15 protein-coding genes and 1 pseudogene are annotated in these 16144 nt (G+C 40.8%); 8 read left to right on the top strand and 8 right to left on the bottom strand.

The window, feature by feature from the left end:
- Positions 1-17: 17 nt before the first annotated feature.
- The 6 genes from lpxD to psbQ all read right to left on the bottom strand — a co-directional run bounded on the left by lpxD (position 18) and on the right by psbQ (position 6120).
- Positions 18-1043, bottom strand: coding sequence for a UDP-3-O-(3-hydroxymyristoyl)glucosamine N-acyltransferase (gene lpxD, locus IQ226_RS22180; protein ID WP_193898989.1), 1026 nt, complete (start codon positions 1041-1043; stop codon positions 18-20).
- A gap of 148 nt (positions 1044-1191) precedes the next feature.
- The gene (locus IQ226_RS22175; protein WP_193898993.1) at positions 1192-2433 is read right to left on the bottom strand and encodes an NAD(P)/FAD-dependent oxidoreductase; all 1242 of its coding nucleotides are present in this window, start codon (positions 2431-2433) and stop codon (positions 1192-1194) included.
- Between the two features lie 78 nt (positions 2434-2511).
- The gene (gene rd, locus IQ226_RS22170; protein WP_370567214.1) at positions 2512-2676 is read right to left on the bottom strand and encodes a rubredoxin; all 165 of its coding nucleotides are present in this window, start codon (positions 2674-2676) and stop codon (positions 2512-2514) included.
- A 253-nt stretch (positions 2677-2929) separates the two neighbouring features.
- Entirely contained in the window at positions 2930-3943 is a 1014-nt protein-coding gene (hemB, locus tag IQ226_RS22165) for a porphobilinogen synthase (protein ID WP_193898986.1), read from the bottom strand.
- A 356-nt stretch (positions 3944-4299) separates the two neighbouring features.
- A complete protein-coding gene (locus IQ226_RS22160; protein WP_193898984.1) occupies positions 4300-5469 on the bottom strand; it encodes an FAD-binding oxidoreductase in 1170 nt (389 codons plus the stop codon).
- Positions 5470-5667: 198 nt separating this feature from the next.
- Positions 5668-6120: a photosystem II protein PsbQ gene (psbQ, locus tag IQ226_RS22155; protein ID WP_193898981.1), complete on the bottom strand. Its 453-nt coding sequence runs from the start codon at positions 6118-6120 to the stop codon at positions 5668-5670.
- 138 nt (positions 6121-6258) lie between these two features.
- On the opposite strand from psbQ, the gene IQ226_RS22150 reads away from it, so the two are divergent.
- The 3 genes from IQ226_RS22150 (at position 6259) to IQ226_RS22140 (ending at position 8643) form a co-directional block, all read left to right on the top strand.
- The gene (locus IQ226_RS22150) at positions 6259-6687 is read left to right on the top strand and encodes a hypothetical protein (protein ID WP_193898979.1); all 429 of its coding nucleotides are present in this window, start codon (positions 6259-6261) and stop codon (positions 6685-6687) included.
- 134 nt (positions 6688-6821) lie between these two features.
- Complete coding sequence (locus IQ226_RS22145) at positions 6822-7616, top strand: PhzF family phenazine biosynthesis protein (RefSeq protein WP_193898977.1); 795 nt, start codon at positions 6822-6824, stop codon at positions 7614-7616.
- A 586-nt stretch (positions 7617-8202) separates the two neighbouring features.
- Positions 8203-8643 (top strand): DUF4332 domain-containing protein, encoded by a 441-nt coding sequence (locus IQ226_RS22140; RefSeq protein ID WP_193898976.1) that lies wholly within the window; start codon positions 8203-8205, stop codon positions 8641-8643.
- A 249-nt stretch (positions 8644-8892) separates the two neighbouring features.
- Here IQ226_RS22140 and IQ226_RS22135 read toward each other — a convergent pair whose 3' ends face one another.
- The gene (locus IQ226_RS22135) at positions 8893-9507 is read right to left on the bottom strand and encodes a TetR/AcrR family transcriptional regulator (RefSeq protein WP_193898974.1); all 615 of its coding nucleotides are present in this window, start codon (positions 9505-9507) and stop codon (positions 8893-8895) included.
- A gap of 150 nt (positions 9508-9657) precedes the next feature.
- Here IQ226_RS22135 and IQ226_RS22130 point away from each other — a divergent pair, with 150 nt between their 5' ends.
- Positions 9658-11235: a pitrilysin family protein gene (locus IQ226_RS22130; RefSeq protein WP_193898972.1), complete on the top strand. Its 1578-nt coding sequence runs from the start codon at positions 9658-9660 to the stop codon at positions 11233-11235.
- Positions 11236-11341: 106 nt separating this feature from the next.
- Positions 11342-12847 carry a pitrilysin family protein gene (locus IQ226_RS22125; protein WP_193898991.1) on the top strand — a complete coding sequence of 502 codons (1506 nt, stop codon included), beginning with the start codon at positions 11342-11344 and terminating at the stop codon, positions 12845-12847.
- Positions 12848-13132: 285 nt separating this feature from the next.
- Here the strand turns inward: IQ226_RS22125 and IQ226_RS22120 are convergent, their stop codons facing one another.
- Positions 13133-14602: an ammonium transporter gene (locus IQ226_RS22120; protein WP_193898970.1), complete on the bottom strand. Its 1470-nt coding sequence runs from the start codon at positions 14600-14602 to the stop codon at positions 13133-13135.
- 641 nt (positions 14603-15243) lie between these two features.
- On the opposite strand from IQ226_RS22120, the pseudogene IQ226_RS25730 reads away from it, so the two are divergent.
- The 3 genes and pseudogenes from IQ226_RS25730 to IQ226_RS25720 form a co-directional block, all read left to right on the top strand.
- Positions 15244-15525, top strand: a pseudogene (locus IQ226_RS25730) (AAA-like domain-containing protein); the annotation flags it as partial.
- A gap of 104 nt (positions 15526-15629) precedes the next feature.
- On the top strand, positions 15630-15743 hold the full coding sequence (locus IQ226_RS25725) for an AAA-like domain-containing protein (protein WP_255539996.1): 114 nt from the start codon (positions 15630-15632) through the stop codon (positions 15741-15743).
- Complete coding sequence (locus IQ226_RS25720; RefSeq protein ID WP_255539995.1) at positions 15721-16074, top strand: AAA-like domain-containing protein; 354 nt, start codon at positions 15721-15723, stop codon at positions 16072-16074. The genes IQ226_RS25725 and IQ226_RS25720 overlap by 23 nt, the downstream gene beginning before the upstream one ends.
- Positions 16075-16144: the final 70 nt, after the last annotated feature.

The following is a 16144-nucleotide window of genomic DNA, read 5'->3' as shown; positions in this document are numbered from 1 at the left end:
CGCCTGCCCCCTGCCCCCTACTCCCTCTTTTGTAATTTTTTGAGATTTTGATATATTTCTGGCAAGCGGCTATAAATTGCTGATGCTCTGAGGTAGAGTTTGTGCGGTACGGCTGGACTACCTGAGACAATTTCTCCCGGTGCAACATCCTTGAGAATACCAGTTTGAGCGGAAGCGATTGCCCCATCTCCAATTTTAGCCTGATTGGCAATTCCCACTTGTCCAGCTAAAATTACTCGATTTCCAATCTTTACGCCTCCCGCCATGCCTGTTTGACCTGCTATGGCGCAACCAGAACCTATTTGACTGCCATGTCCTACCTGTACTAAATTATCAATTTTGGTATTTTTACCAACTCTTGTTTCTCCGACTGCGGGACGGTCTATGGCTGTGTTACAACCTACTTCTACTCCATCTTCCAAAATGGTATAACCCGATTGTTCCATTTTCAACCAACCTGTCCGAATAGGGACAAAGCCAAAGCCTTCTGCACCAATGACAGCACCGCTATGAATAACGCAATCTGCACCGATTTGGCTGCGTTCGTGGATGGTACAGTTAGCGTGGAGGGTGGTGCGATCGCCTATTTTTACTTCTGGATAAATAACGACGTTAGGATGAATAATGGCATGATTGCCAATTTCTACATCATGAGAAATAACAACATGAGCGCCAATATACACATCATCACCAATTTTGGCGCTGGGGTGAATCACGGCACTAGGATGAATTTCGGGAGTAGGACGGTAAGGTTGATAAAATAGGGCGATCGCTTTCGCAAATACCAGTCTGGGTTGAGTTGTTGATAACCAAGCTAGACCCTTTTCTCCGGCTTGATTCTGCAATTTTTCATCTGGGGGCAAAATTACAGCGCTCGCACCAGTAGAATTGAGCAATGGGGAAAATTTAGCTCCTTCTACATAGCTGAGAGTCCCAGATGTTGCTTCATCTATGGCTGCAACTCCAGTAATTTCTAAATCAATGTTAGGGCTACTTTCGGTAATATAATCACCAAGTTGATTGAGAATTTCACTAAATTTCATACTGATTTACAAAAGAAGGGAATAGGCAAGAGGTAAGAGGCAAGAGCGAACTTAAGAAGAGTTTGATGGTTTATTTTCTAACTTCACTAAAACGATTTATAGATTTTTGTTTTGCGCAAAGGCGCAAATAAGCAAAGGAAGAAATAAGTTAATTATCTGCTGTTGCTTTTGTCATGGACTGACCGGCTAAGTAGGCTGTTGTCCAAGCACTTTGGAAGTTAAAGCCACCGGTGATACCATCAATATCTAATATCTCACCAGCAAAATGCAAGCCGGGGACTATTTTACTTTCCATTGTTTTGAAGTTGACTTCTTTGAGGTTGACTCCTCCACAGGTGACAAATTCTTCTTTAAATGCACCTTTACCTGTGATTAGGTATTCTCCTTGGGAGATTTCTTGGACTAGTTGATTTAAGGTTTTGTTGGATATGGTTGCCCAACGTTCTTCTGTGGGAATATGGGTACGATTGATAATATATTGCCAAAGCCGATGTGGTAAGTCTACACCACGATGGAGGGCGATCGCTTTTTGTCCCCATTCAGCTTTGACGGTTAAAAGTTTTTGTCTCACTTCTTCTTGTGACAAATCTGGCAACCAATTAATCAGTAATTTGTGTTGATAGCGATTTTGATTAAGAATTCTTGCACCCCAAGCCGAAAGTTTCAGCACTGCTGGACCACTTATACCCCAATGGGTAATTAATAATGGACCTGTTTGTTGTAATGGGGTTTTCCCTGTGCCTGGTAAGCGCAGATTCACAGAACTAACGCTAATTCCCGCTAATTCCCGCAGTTGAGAATCAGCAATATTAAAGGTAAATAAAGAAGGTACAGGAGTTTGGATGTCATGACCTAATTCTCTAGCGATTTTATAACCAGCTAAACTGCTACCTGTAGCCAAGAGTAAGCGATGACATTCTTGAGTTTCTCCCGACTTGAGCAGAATTTCAAAACCTGTATCTTTGCGGCTGACAGTTGTAACAGGTGTGCCAATACAAAGTTCTATATTGGCATCAAAAGCCGCCTTAATTAAACATTCAGCAATGGTTTCTGAACGGTCCGTAATTGGGAACATCCGTCCGTCAGCTTCCGTTTTCACATTCACCCCATGGGCCGCAAACCAAGCTATGGTATCTAAAGGTTGAAACCGGGTAAAAGCACCTAATAAAGCCTTACTACCTCGAGGATAATTCTGGACTAAAACTTTGGGTTCAAAACAAGCATGAGTAATGTTACAACGCCCTCCACCGGAAATCAGCACTTTCGCCAAAGGTTGACGACTAGCTTCAATTAAAGTAATCTGGGCTTGGGGATGAGCTTCAGCACAAGCGATTGCACCAAAGAATCCCGCCGCCCCACCACCAATAACTACAATTTGCAAAGGTAACAACTTCAAAAATTTTTTAATGTTTCAGGTTTCAGATCCCCGACTTCTTTGAGAAGTCGGGGATCTATACCTATCTCCATATTACTCTTCATATAACTCAAAGTCTGATTTTGCTGCACTACAAACTGGACATACCCAATCATCGGGAATATCATCAACGGGCGTTCCTGGTGCTATACCACCATCAGGATCACCTATTTCTGGGTCATAGACATAATCACAAACCGTACATAGGGCTTGCTGAATAAATGCAAGACCTATATATATCAAAGGTTTGAGTCTGCTAAAAAAGAAAATAGGTGCAAGATTTTTGAAGGAGATAGTCCCAAAAGCGTGCATTTTGGGTTGAATAAATCACAAAATTTAGGGATAACAGATAGCCCAAACTCTTGCCTCTTGCCTGCCCTCACAGACAACTTTTTCAGCAACCCCTACATATATACTTTTGCATCTTTTTTACCTCTGATCAATGACTTGTCAGTTTTATAAGAACTGGCAACTATGACATCAACATCAGTGCTACTTCTTTGGCAAAATAAGTCAAGATTAAATCAGCACCAGCCCGCTTCATGCTGGTTAAAGTTTCTAAAATCACCTTTTTCTCATCAATCCAACCATGTTGAGCCGCAGCTTTAATCATTGCGTATTCGCCACTAACGTTATAAGCTGCAACGGGTAAATTTGTGGCTGTTTTTACTTGACAGATTATATCTAGATATGCTAGTGCTGGTTTCACCATAATCATATCTGCACCTTCAGCAATATCCAATTCAATTTCTTTTAAAGCTTCTTTGGCGTTAGCTGCGTCCATTTGATAGGTTTTTTTGTCGCCAAATTTGGGGGCCGAATCTAAAGCGTCCCGGAATGGTCCATAGTAGGCGGAGGCGTATTTTGCTGAGTATGCCAAAATCCCGACATTGATATAACCTTCAGCGTCTAAAGCTTGGCGGATTGCGCCGATTCTACCATCCATCATATCCGAAGGAGCAACAAAATCCGCGCCGGCTTCTGCTTGGGAAAGTGCCATTTTGACTAACACTTCTACGGTTTGATCATTGAGAATTTTGCCATTTTCATCAACTAAACCATCATGGCCATGAGTTGTGAAGGGGTCTAGAGCAACATCAGTAATAATGATGATTTCTGGAACTGCGTTTTTAATGGCTTTGACGGTTTCCTGTACCAATCCCTCTGGGTTGTAGCTTTCTGTAGCTATGTCGTCTTTTTGTTCTTCGGGAATGACTGGGAATAGTGCGATCGCATTAATACCCAATTGTGACACTGCGGCTATTTCTTCCAAGAGTAGATCTAAAGAATAACGATAACATCCTGGCATGGAAGCAATCTCTAGTTTTGCGCTTTCACCTTCCATGACAAACATCGGATAGATCAGATCATCTACAGTTAAAATCGTTTCCCGCACCATTTTCCGTAAGGTTTCAGTGCGACGGAGACGACGGGGACGTTTAGTCAGATGTAAGGGTTTATCGGTAGACGAGTTCTCAGACGACATAATAGCTCTGCAAAAATGATAATCATTATTATAGTCGTATTACATAAGTCCCAACAAGCACTATATTTTTCTAATTAACTTGAGTTCGGTGTTAGGAGTTTCTCCTTCGGAGACGCTACGCGAACAGAGTTATGATTTTTTCAACGAGATCATCAGGGTTTGAGACTCATATTTGGGGCAGTTTTCCAAAAATTATCTTATGTCGAACTCAGGTTAATTAGGGCTTGCTGATAGCGTGGTGTCAGCCATAAAAGTCTTTTCGTGAGGGCTAGGAGTCAGGAGTCAGAATTAGAGGATAAGAGCAATCACAGGGAATTGCCCTATTAATGAAAGGTGGTCTAGGAATATAGGAAAATTTAAGAACGAGAATCTTGGGGTAAAATCATTTCCCGAATGACTGTGGCTGTGGCTGGGGCGAGTAAAACCCCATTGCGGTAGTGTCCTGTGGCTAGGAGGACGTTAGTAAAACCCGGTAGTTGATCAATTACTGGTGCTGGTCTGCCTTCGGGACGGGGACGCAATCCTGACCAAGTGCGGAGAACCTTGGCTGCGGCTAAATCTGGGGCAAAGGCGATCGCCTGTTGTCTGACAATATCCAATAATTCTTGACTGGCAGATATTTGATTTTCATGATTGGGAAATTCTACGGTTGCTCCCACCCAATAATCACCATTTCCCATTGGCACAATATGCACATCATTACCAGTAATTACAGGTTGAAAATCGGGATTTCCTAAACTGCGTCCTAAGCTCAAATATAAAGCTTGTCCCAGCACTGGACGAATATTTACCATTTGATCTAATTGTGCAGTTAAGGCTGTTGAACCCAAACCCGCAGACATAATAAACCAATCAGCGGTAACTTTGCCCTCTGTAGTTTCAATAAAATTACATTTACGCGCTTCTCCCAATCCTTTTTTGATGTGTAAAGGTGTTGGAGGAGGAGGAGGAGGAGTTTCTGTGCCGGTCACAGACACACCAAACTTGAAATTTACGCCATTACGTTGGGCTGCATCTACTAAAGCTAAAGTTAAGGCTGTGGCATTTAGTTGTAAGTCTTGGGGAGAATAGACAGCGCCAATAATTTGCGGATGACTGATTTGGGGACAATATTTTTGCAGTTGTTCTTGATCCCAAACTTGTAATTCCCAACCTTGGGATTGACGAATTTCTCGTAGTTGTTCCCATTCAGAAAGGACTTCAACGCCACTTTCTAAGGGACGCTCTAAGTTTTCTGATAATAGCATGACGATTCCTTGCCGATTACAAGGGATTTTCCGCCCTGTAATTGCTTCTAATTCAGGAATTAATGTTTCATAGCGTTGGATGCTACTTTGTCGCATTCGCCAAGCAATACCCTTGGTTTTATGGCTAATTACACCCATTAACACACCGAGAGCGGCGCTGGTAGAACCTTGTGCTGGTTGTTTTTGCTCGAAAACGGTGATGTTTAAACCTTTAACTTGGCTGAGTTCATAGGCGATCGCCGCCCCAACCACGCCACAGCCGATAATTACTACATTCATAGTTTTTGCGATTGAGTTAGGGGTGAAGAATCAAAAGTCTTCCTCTCCACCCTATCACTCCATTACCCTAGCATTTTGTGATTCAAGACTCGAAAGGAGGCAGAGGGGCAGGGGGCAGGGGAGAAATTTCATTCTCTATTTTTCAATTTCTTTCTTCTGAACTACTGAACTCCTGACTCCTGACTCCTGACTCCTCTCTTAGCTACTCTTTTCGGGAACTAGTTGTAGGAATTTGTCAATATCTGCAAACGCTTCTTGGTATTTACTCGCAGCTAGGCTAGTATTACCCGCAGCAGCAGCTTGATCAATTCTGACAAGATCATTCAACAAATCTTTGCTAATTTGTCGAGCTTGAGCTTGGTTTTGCTTGGCTAGGTTGGGAATGATATAAGTCATATTTAATCTAGCTTCTGTCATCGGTCCGTGAATAAAATTACCCACTTTCACCCATTCACCTGCTTTAATCAGGTTTTGGAATTCGAGAGAGCGATCGCGCACCGTCTGGATTCCGGGAATATATTCCTGAATTTTCGCAACTTCCGCTGCTGTATAAGATGGTGGTACTGTAGCAACAGTAGGACTACCACAACTAATCAAAAATGTGGCTAGTAGTACAAAAACCAGTGAGAAAATAGAACGTTGACGCACCATAAATGGAAATTAATTTTTTGTTTGTTTACAGATTAACAGTGTTATTTTAGATCGCTATGTATTGAACCGTTACAATTAACTCAGGTTTTTCTGTCTTGATCTTCCCCGCAGACCAACCGCATAGAGGAGTATTATTGAGTGAACGCAGCCGAACAAGCCACAAACCTAGAATTTGCCAGCAAAATTGCGACAGTAGTAAATTTATTTAAATATGAATTTCCTGATGTCAAATCCGATCTTAAACCTTGGCACAATGATCCAGAAACCAGAGAACTAGTAGATCCAGATTCCATAGACATTGGTTTTCACTTTCCTGGCCTTAGCAAATCTTGGCGCTGTCGGAGTATTTTAATTCAAATCCGATTTTATCAAGATCCGATCAATAATCACCGTCGCGCCATTGGTGTCGAAGCCGCTGGATTTGACCACAGTGGGGAAGTTTGGCGACTTTCCACAATTGAAACCTGGAGTTTTGTTGGTGACACTGTACCCTCGGCTGTTGTTGGGGAAAAGCTTAAACAGGTTTGTCAGCAAATTTTAGAGGTGTTTAATCAGCCGAGTCAGTAAACATAATTAGTTTTTATGCTCAAATATGGTACTTAGTCCCGCAAGGATAGGTAACGAGTGGGATTAAGTATTCTGAATATGATTTTGCCTCTACGAAAAATTCATAAATCAAATCGGATCACGATAGTTATAAAATGACGCAAATCATTACTCAAGTAGACGCTTTTACTAATACTCCATTTAAAGGAAATCCCGCGGCTGTATGTGTTTTAGATAGTCCACAATCTGAAGCATGGATGCAAAATATTGCCCAGGAAATGAATTTATCGGAAACCGCTTTTTTAGTTAAACAAGATGACGGTTTTAATCTGCGCTGGTTTACTCCAACGGTAGAGGTTCCCCTGTGTGGACACGCTACCTTAGCCAGCGCTCATGTATTATGGTCACAAGGGCATTTATTACCAAATCAAGAGGCGCGTTTTTATACAAAAAGTGGTACACTGGTAGCTAGACTGGAAAATAATTGGATTCAGTTAGATTTTCCGGTGAATTTCTCTGAATCTGTGGAATCGCCTCCAGAATTAAGTCAAATTTTAGGAGTAACTTGTAAATCTGTTGTGCAAAATTCTCTCGGCTATTTAGTAGAAGTAGAATCTGAGCAATTAGTCAGAGAAATACAGCCGAATTTCCAGCAGATGAAAACCTTAACAAAGGCGGATATTATCGTTACTAGCATTGCTGATTCTGATTCAGAATATGATTTTGTCTCTCGCTTCTTTGCCCCCATGTTAGGGATTAATGAAGATCCAGTAACGGGTGCAGCACATTGTTGTTTAGCACCTTTTTGGCGGGATAAATTGGGAAAAGATGAATTTTTGGCCTATCAAGCTTCCAATCGCGGTGGAGTGGTGAAACTATACTATCCAGGTGCAACCCGCGTCTTTATATCTGGACAAGCTGTAACAGTAATGCAAGGAAAATTAACTTGAGGTTAAGGATTGACTGTTTAAAGAAATAGGGGAATAAAAGTTTCGTAATTTTTACAATTAAGTACCTGTGCAAAATTAATTGAACATTTAAAAATCCCTAAACCAATTAATTTTGTAGGGGGCAAACCCCCTCTGGTTGCCCCAAATACCGGGGTAGAAGGGCGCTACCCCTACATTCAATCCAAATCTTTTATCTAATTAATTTCGCCTACGTACTTATTATAGCTATATGCGCTTGAATGAAATACAAAAATTAGGTCAAAAGCCATACGGCACTCCCTTTTTATTTCTTTTTTTCTCCTGACTCCTGACTACTGACTCCTTAATTCTCCTCTAAAGTTAATATTTGTAATTAAATTTTTAGATTTCAGATGACACTTATCGGGCATTATTGGCTGTGAATCTCCTTTAATGTGGGAAGTTGAACAGTAAATAAATTGGAGTTGACATCTTTTATAGGTGATAATGTTAGTAATACCGTCCTCTAGATGGATGGCGATTTGATGAGAGTGTGAGAATTCAGAAGGTAAAATCCTAGTAAGTTCTGAATTTTTACATAAATTAACCCATACTAAAAACTCAAAAAATGACCATTAACCGTGCAACTAATAGAAATTTACTTCAAAAATCCGATTGGCCTGTCAAAGATTTACCAGGATTAAGTGCAGAAGATCAAGCTCAATTAAAAAATTGTGGCATCAATACCACAGAAGAACTAATTAATAGGGGAAAAACTCCAGAAGAAAGAATAGTATTGGCGGGTAAATTACAGGTAAATATTCATTCTGTGAATAAATGGGTTGTTTTAGCAGGTTTAGCTCGTGTTCCCAGTGTAGGAACTCAATATTGTGGTGTATTGCTTCACTCTGGGGTTATTTCCGTGCAACAATTAGCGCAAACTCCTACTCACAGATTGCATAGACAAGTTATGCGTTTGCAAGTAGCAACATTGCATAATCGTGATTTGTGTCCAGCAGTTGAATTAGTGCAACAGTGGAGTCATCAAGCGCAAGCAATGGGTAATTAGTTATTGGTCACCTGTAACCTGTAACCTGTAACCTGTAACCTGTAACCTGTAACCTGTAACCTGTAACCTGTAACCTGTAACCTGTCACCTGTCACCTGTCACCTGTCACCTGTAACCTGTAACCTGTAACCTGTAACCTGTCACCTGTAACCTGTAACCTGTAACCTGTCACCTGTAACCTGTCACCTGTCACCTGTCACCTGTAACCTGTAACCTGTCACCTGTCACCTGTCACCTGTCACCTGTCACCTATTCCCTTGCTAGGACACCGTTAAGAAAGATATCCGCTAACCCCTCCGCCATTTTTTGCATTTCTTGGGGGGAGGCGTTGGGATCCATGAGGGTATGATCAGAGAAACCAGCGATCGCAAACAAACCGAGAAAAACTTTAGCTCCAAGTTTGGCATCCATCTGACGATAGATGCCTTTATCTATTGCGGTTTGAAAAAATGCTTCCGCAACATCTGTCATTTTATCAATAACTTCTGTTTGAATGCGATCGCGCAAATCTGGATGAAATTGCACTTCCATGAAGCAAACGCGCATAATATCGGCGTTTTTTTGTAAATTCCACATCCGTCGCCGCATAACTTGAGCGATCGCCTGATAGCTACCCATTTCGCTCAGTTCTGTCAGTAAATCTGTGAGAATATCCACCCAACCGCTAGTGGCCACTTCCACCAAAATTGCTTTTTTATTGGCAAAATGACGAAAGAGAGTTCCTTCAGCTACCCCGGCGGTTTGTGCTAAATCACGGGTTGTAGTTCCCTCGAACCCTTTGGCAGCAAATAACCGCTGTGCTGCTTGCAAAATACGTCCGCGCGTCTGCGTTTCTGATGATGGAGGAGAACTAAAAATCCGCATAGTAGTTATTTTGATATCTTTAAAACAAGATTCGTAGCCCTATTGTGCAACACCAAATGCTAAAAATACAAAAAGCTTAATAGAAGATAACTCTCTTTTTGTTAAGTAGTCTATTCCTCAAGTAATGTAAATTTACTTTAACTTTTGCTTATGCCCCAAACAATTTTAAATTTCTTCATGGGTAACGTTAAAAAATTCCCATTTCGTCGGCTATTAGCCACCACTTTGGCGTTAATAGTATTTAGTGGAGGATGGATACCAGAAACAGCTTTAGCCCTGCAAAAATCCCCAAATTCCATTCAACCTTACCTAGAACAAGTAATTAATCGTCTCACCGAATTTCGCCTGGATAATGGGCTAAAATTCATCGTTTTAGAAAGACATCAAGCCCCAGTAGTTTCCTTTCTCACCTATGCTGATGTTGGTGGCATTGATGAACCAGATGGACAAACAGGGGTAGCCCACTTTCTTGAACATCTAGCATTTAAAGGCACAAAGCGCATTGGCACTACAGACTATCAAGCCGAAGCACCACTTTTAGCCAAGTTAGAAAATTTAGATAACCAAATCAAGACCGCCAAAAATAGCGGTAAAAAAGATGAAATAGCCCGATTAGAAACTGAATTTAAATCAGTAGAATCTCAAGCCCTGAAATTAGTTAAACAAAACGAAATGGGGCAAATAGTTGAACAAGCTGGAGGTGTGGGTTTAAATGCAACGACTTCTTCCGAAGCTACTCGCTATTTTTATAGTTTTCCCTCGAATAAATTAGAATTATGGATGTCCTTAGAATCAGACCGGTTTTTAGATCCGGTATTTCGAGAATTCTATCAAGAAAAAGCAGTAATTTTGGAAGAAAGACGCTTACGAGTGGAAAATTCTCCTATCGGCCAGATGGTAGAAAAATTCATAGATGCTGCTTTCAAAGTTCATCCTTATCGCCGACCAGTAATTGGTTATGATCAAGATATTCGCAACTTAACACCGGAGAATGTGAGGAAATTTTTTGATGCTTATTATGCTCCCAGTAATTTAACAATTGCCATTGTCGGCGATGTCAATCCTGCCGAAGTCAAAAAACTGGCACAAACTTATTTTGGGCGTTATCAAGCTAAACCTAAACCTCAACAAAAACTGCCCGTAGAACCTCAGCAAACCGCCACCAGAGAAGTTACTTTAGAACTTGCTACCCAACCTTGGTATTTAGAAGGTTATCATCGTCCGGCTGTTACCCATCCTGATAATGCAGTTTATGAAATAATTGGCAGTTTATTGAGTGACGGGAGAACATCAAGACTTTATAAGTCTTTAGTGGAAAAACAAAGTTTAGCCCTAAACGCTCAAGGTTATAGTGGCTTTCCAGGAGATAAATATCCGAATCTGATCTTCTTTTATGCTCTCACATCTCCAGGGAAAACAGTTGATGAAGTGGCGATCGCCTTACGCCAAGAAATTGATAAATTGAAAACTGAACCTGTATCTGCGGTGGAATTGGCACGACTCAAAACCCAAGCCAGAGCTAGTTTATTACGCAGTCTTGATTCTAATTCCGGCATGGCAGCACAGTTGTTAGAATATGAAGTCAAAACCGGTTCTTGGCGCAATTTATTTCAGCAATTAGATAAAATTGCCGCCGTCACTCCTGAAGATATTCAAAGAGTCGCCCAAGCCACATTTACACCAGAAAATCGCATAGTTGGCAAGTTGTTGTCCAAACAACCAGGCTAGAAATTAAAAATTCAAACAGGATTAAAGATTAATCCTGTCAATCCTTTAATCTTGATAGCGAAGCGTGGCGTTAGCCATAAATCCTGATCCAAATTTGAAGATAGATATGTTGAGGTTTGATTTGAAAAGCAAAAAATTCCACTTTTCTAAGGGACAAAGATTTGTTTTTACATTGGTGATTGTTGTTGCTTGTTTGCTCGTCAATTTGAATTTTTCTTGGGCAGCAACCACAGCAAAGCATTACGATGAATTACAATTTCCCCCAGTTTCAGCAATTAAATTACCCAAGTATGAACGGTATGTTCTGAAAAACGGTTTAGTAGTTTATTTGATGGAAGATCATGAACTACCATTGATAAATGGTACAGCACTAATCAGAACAGGTAGTCGTTGGGAACAATCCGAAAAAGCAGGTTTAGCCACTTTAGTGGGTTCTACCTTGCGAAGTGGTGGTACTCAAAAACATTCCGCAGATAAATTAAATGAACTTCTAGAACAACGGGCTGCCTCTGTGGAAACAGATATGGGTGAAGCTGCTGGAAGTGCTAGTTTTGAAGCCCTGACTGAAGACATAGACATGGTATTTGGGTTATTTACTGAGGTACTGCGAGAACCAGCTTTTGCCCAGGAAAAGTTAGATTTGGATAAAACTCAAATTCGCGGCAGTATTGCTCGTCGCAATGATAATCCTAATAGTATTGCCAGTCGAGAGTTGAGAAAATTAATTTATGGCAAAGAAAGTCCTTATGCCCGAACAGTAGAATATGCAACTCTCGATCAAATTTCCCGTGATGATTTGCTGAAATTTTATCAACAATATTTTCACCCCAATAATATCATTTTAGGGATTGTGGGTGATTTTAATACTCAAAAAATGCGATCGCTTATACAAGCCAAATTAGGTGATTGGCAACCAAATCCGCAAATTGCCAAAACCCCATTACCACAAGTCACTCAAGCTAACTTAGGTGGTGTATATTTCGTTAATCAACCCCAACTCACCCAAAGTAGCGTTTTACTTGGTCATTTAGGCGGAAAATTCAACAATCCCGACTATCCAGCCTTAGATGTCATGAATGGCGTGTTAAATAGTTTTGGTGGACGTTTATTTAATGAATTGCGATCGCGTCAAGGTTTAGCTTACTCTGTATATGGAATGTGGAGTCCCCGTTTCGACTACCCAGGAACATTCGTCGCTGGAGGACAAACCCGCACAGAAACCACAGTTCAGTTTATCAAATCCCTAGAAACAGAAATTAAACGGTTACAAACTGCAAATATCACAGTCCAAGAATTAAATAAAGCCAAAGACTCCACCCTCAACTCCTTTGTCTTTAACTTTCAAGATCCTAGCCAAACATTATCCAGATTAATGCGATACGAATATTATGGTTATCCCGCCGATTTCCTCTTTCGCTATCAAAAAGCCATCACTACCACCACAGTCGCAGACGTGAAACGAGTAGCCCAAAAATACTTAAAACCAGAAAATTTAGTCACCTTAGTAGTCGGAAACCCAGCAGCCATGAAACAACCCTTAACCAACCTAGCCGCCAAAGTCACAACCATAGACATTACCATTCCCGGTACTCAACCAGCAGCCAAGAATTAAATACATCCGTAGGGGCGGGGTCTCCCCGCCCTCACGTGAGTTCGGAGTTCGGAGTTTCTCCTTCGGAGACGCTACGCGAACGGAGTTATGATTTTTTCAACGAGATCATAAGGGCTTGAGACTCCTACGTGGGGCGAGTTTTCCACAAATTATCGTTATGTCGAACTCACGCGCCCTCGAATTATTGTCCATTTCCTGCTTTGTTGGGTTAAGCGACAGCGCAACCCAACATGAGCGTTGGATTTCATGCTAATTGCTCCGCAACGCTAACGCGAACAACCCAATCTACAAATCAAGGCTTTTTTCCAATTTGTATTGATTAGAGTAACTTTTTTCTTGGTCTACAAACTCCTCAACAGCATAAACATCAGGCCAGACAGTTGCACCATGTTCATAGTTATCAATCCCCACCTTATCAGCTTCAGGATTAACACGCAGCCTACCAATAGCATTGAGTCCAGTAAACATTAAAAAGGCAAAACCAATAGTGAAAACTGATACTGCGACTACGCCCAAAATCTGCACACCCAGCAAATCAAAACCACCACCTAATAACAATCCAGCTTTTTTATTCAAAGTCAGTTCTGGTTGACCTAAAAAACCAACAGCAAGTGTACCCATCATGCCATTAATACCATGAACGGCAAATGCTCCCGCAGGATCATCAATTTTGCATGATTCAATAATGTCAATTCCTAAAACTACTAAAATTCCCCCAGTTAAACCAATCACCACCGCCGCCCAAGGTGCTATGAAAGCACAACCAGCGGTAATACCCACCAAACCTGCCAAAGAACCATTCAGACAATAGACTAAATCCCATTTACGTGAACGACTATATTGATAAAACATTGCCGCTAACGCCCCAGCGCCAGCCCCCAGGGTCGTATTCAGGGTGATTAAACCAATTAAGCCAGGATTAGCAGTACCGAGGGTTGAACCGGGGTTAAAGCCATACCAGCCAAACCAGAGAATCATAGTTCCCAAAGCTGCCAAACCTAAGTTATGGGCTGGAGGAATCTGCCCCCAAGGAGTTCGTCCAGGGCGTGGACCAAGTAAAAAAGCACCAACTAAAGCTGTCCAACCACCAACGGTATGAACCACTGTACTACCGGCAAAATCATGAAAACCTATTTTCGCTAACCAGCCGCTGGAGTTCCATACCCAATGCACAATCACGGGATAGCTGAACGCAGCCATGACAGCACTGTAGATTAAATCACCGATAAAGTCCGTTCTCCCAGCCATTGCCCCAGTCGTAATTGTACTGGCAGTAGCTGCAAAGGCAAACTGAAAGAAGAACAAAGTATAAGCATTGAGTCCTGAAGCTATTCCTGGTACACCACTATTAGTAAAAGTACCGTCAACTGGTAATTGACTTAAGAAAAAAGTGTCTGTACCAATAAACCCGCCAGCACTTGTACCAAAAGCGATGCCAAAGCCTACACCCCACCAGATTAAAATGGTGAGAGCCGCATCAATAAAGTTTTCTAATAGGGCATTAACTACACCTCTTTGGCGCAGCAAACCTGCCTCCAACATGGAAAAACCAGTCTGCATGAAAAATACTAAAAAGCCTGTGAGTAGTACCCAGGTAGTATCAATGGAAACTTGTAATTGCTTGGTTGTGGCATCTAAGGATTCCAGTGTTACAGGATCTGCCGCTTTGACAACTGTGGGGGCAAAAATTGCCAAAACCATTGCACCTATAGCCAGGGCTAAAAGACGATACAAAGGACGAACACGTCTATTCATAGTTGTTTTTCTCATTACTGACTCAGTAATTGCCGATATCTTGATGTTTGCTAAGTAGAATATACTTGATAAAAAAAACGTTCTGTATTAAAGAGTACATTTTCTTTGATTTATTTAACCCAGATTTCTCACCTAAATCCTAGTGTTTTAACTCTGAATCCCTTATCCCATAAGACTTAATGCACAAAATGTGTCGCATATTTTTATGAGAAAGTTCCTGTAACAGATACTTTCGGTGTAAACTACGGTGGCTAGACTCAATCGCTCAATTACTTGTCCGAACTGAGTTTCCCATCTTTTTGACCACTACAAATACCACCCTTGACAATTTCCCCTTTTCCTTAACTTGTCACCAATGGTCTGAACCTACCCAAGAACCAAAAGAGCAAAAATTTGTCTTTGGTGGTTGTAAGCAGGGAAAAGATTAAATTTTGTGATCTACATGATACTCTTGAAAGTGAAGTAATCAACAACCAAGTTTTTTAAAAGGGTGCTAATTAATAAAATAAGTAGAAAAGCACAATAAAAAAAGTAATTTTAAAGAAGCCCTAAAACGATATTGCGAAAAGCAATGTTGGAATAGGCAATTTACAGATAAATATTACTTACTAAGCCAAGCTAAACACAGCTTACTAAATACAAAATTATATATAGATCGCTATTTTCTCGAATTTATTTGCTATGAAAATCTCTTGCAAACTGGTTCTTTAATTTGGTTGAAAGCACCTAGATTAATGGGCAAAACTTCCTTAATGGAGCGGGTATTACTGAAGTTATCCAAGGAAGACTATCGCATAGTTAGTTTAAGTTTAGATATGGCAGATAAGAAAACTCACTTTGGAAACTTGAATAAATTTCTACGCTGGTTCTGTCTGAATCTCAGTCGAGAACTCAACCTACCCAATCGCTTAGATGACTATTAGACATCTCCAAAAAAGAATGTAGAGACGTTCCATGGAACGTCTCTACAAGGGTTCTAGGATACGCATATTTAATTTCGGGAGATGTCTATTGGGATGAAGAAGGGATGGGTGCTAAAATAAGTTGTACAACTTATTTAGAAACATATTTATTAGCAGCAAATGATAGTCCTTTAGTTTTATATATAGATGATGTAGATGTGCTTTTTTCCTTATCCTGAACTTTATGAAGAATTTTTTGGATTGTTGCGTTCTTGGTATGAGAAAGCTAGAAACCGTTCCCACTGGAAAAAACTCCGGTTAGCGATCGCCTATTCTACGAACATTTATATGCACGCAAATACTAATCAATTGCCTTTAAGTATAGGATTACCCATAGAATTACCAGAATTAACTAAAGAGGAAGTTCAAATATTTGCCCAACAATATGGATTAGTGGAAGATTCATTTTCAGTAGACCCCTTAATACAATTAGTAGGTGGTCATCCTTATTTGGTAACCGTTCAGGGGGTACAAAGAAAACGAAAAACAACCCCCAAAATCCAGCAATAAAATTAAGCAGCTTTCAACAAGTCAGAATCATCAGAATCAGCAGTAACTTGTGGAAGCAAAGAAGGCACAG

This window comes from Dolichospermum sp. LEGE 00240 (assembly GCF_015207875.1).
Classification (GTDB): Bacteria; Cyanobacteriota; Cyanobacteriia; order Cyanobacteriales; family Nostocaceae; genus Dolichospermum; species Dolichospermum gracile.
This window is presented reverse-complemented; position numbering and strand designations above follow the sequence as displayed.

Excerpts from the sequence above, each read along its gene's own strand:
- IQ226_RS22130 (WP_193898972.1), top strand. The coding sequence starts at position 9,658 with ATGCCCCAAACAATTTTAAATTTCTTCATGGGTAACGTTAAAAAATTC.
- IQ226_RS22145 (WP_193898977.1), top strand. The coding sequence starts at position 6,822 with ATGACGCAAATCATTACTCAAGTAGACGCTTTTACTAATACTCCATTT.
- IQ226_RS22140 (WP_193898976.1), top strand. The coding sequence starts at position 8,203 with ATGACCATTAACCGTGCAACTAATAGAAATTTACTTCAAAAATCCGAT.
- IQ226_RS25725 (WP_255539996.1), top strand. The coding sequence starts at position 15,630 with ATGGGTGCTAAAATAAGTTGTACAACTTATTTAGAAACATATTTATTA.
- psbQ (WP_193898981.1), bottom strand. The coding sequence starts at position 6,120 with ATGGTGCGTCAACGTTCTATTTTCTCACTGGTTTTTGTACTACTAGCC.
- IQ226_RS25720 (WP_255539995.1), top strand. The coding sequence starts at position 15,721 with ATGTGCTTTTTTCCTTATCCTGAACTTTATGAAGAATTTTTTGGATTG.
- IQ226_RS22160 (WP_193898984.1), bottom strand. The coding sequence starts at position 5,469 with ATGAATGTAGTAATTATCGGCTGTGGCGTGGTTGGGGCGGCGATCGCC.
- IQ226_RS22120 (WP_193898970.1), bottom strand. The coding sequence starts at position 14,602 with ATGAATAGACGTGTTCGTCCTTTGTATCGTCTTTTAGCCCTGGCTATA.
- IQ226_RS22125 (WP_193898991.1), top strand. The coding sequence starts at position 11,342 with ATGTTGAGGTTTGATTTGAAAAGCAAAAAATTCCACTTTTCTAAGGGA.
- hemB (WP_193898986.1), bottom strand. The coding sequence starts at position 3,943 with ATGTCGTCTGAGAACTCGTCTACCGATAAACCCTTACATCTGACTAAA.
- lpxD (WP_193898989.1), bottom strand. The coding sequence starts at position 1,043 with ATGAAATTTAGTGAAATTCTCAATCAACTTGGTGATTATATTACCGAA.
- IQ226_RS22135 (WP_193898974.1), bottom strand. The coding sequence starts at position 9,507 with ATGCGGATTTTTAGTTCTCCTCCATCATCAGAAACGCAGACGCGCGGA.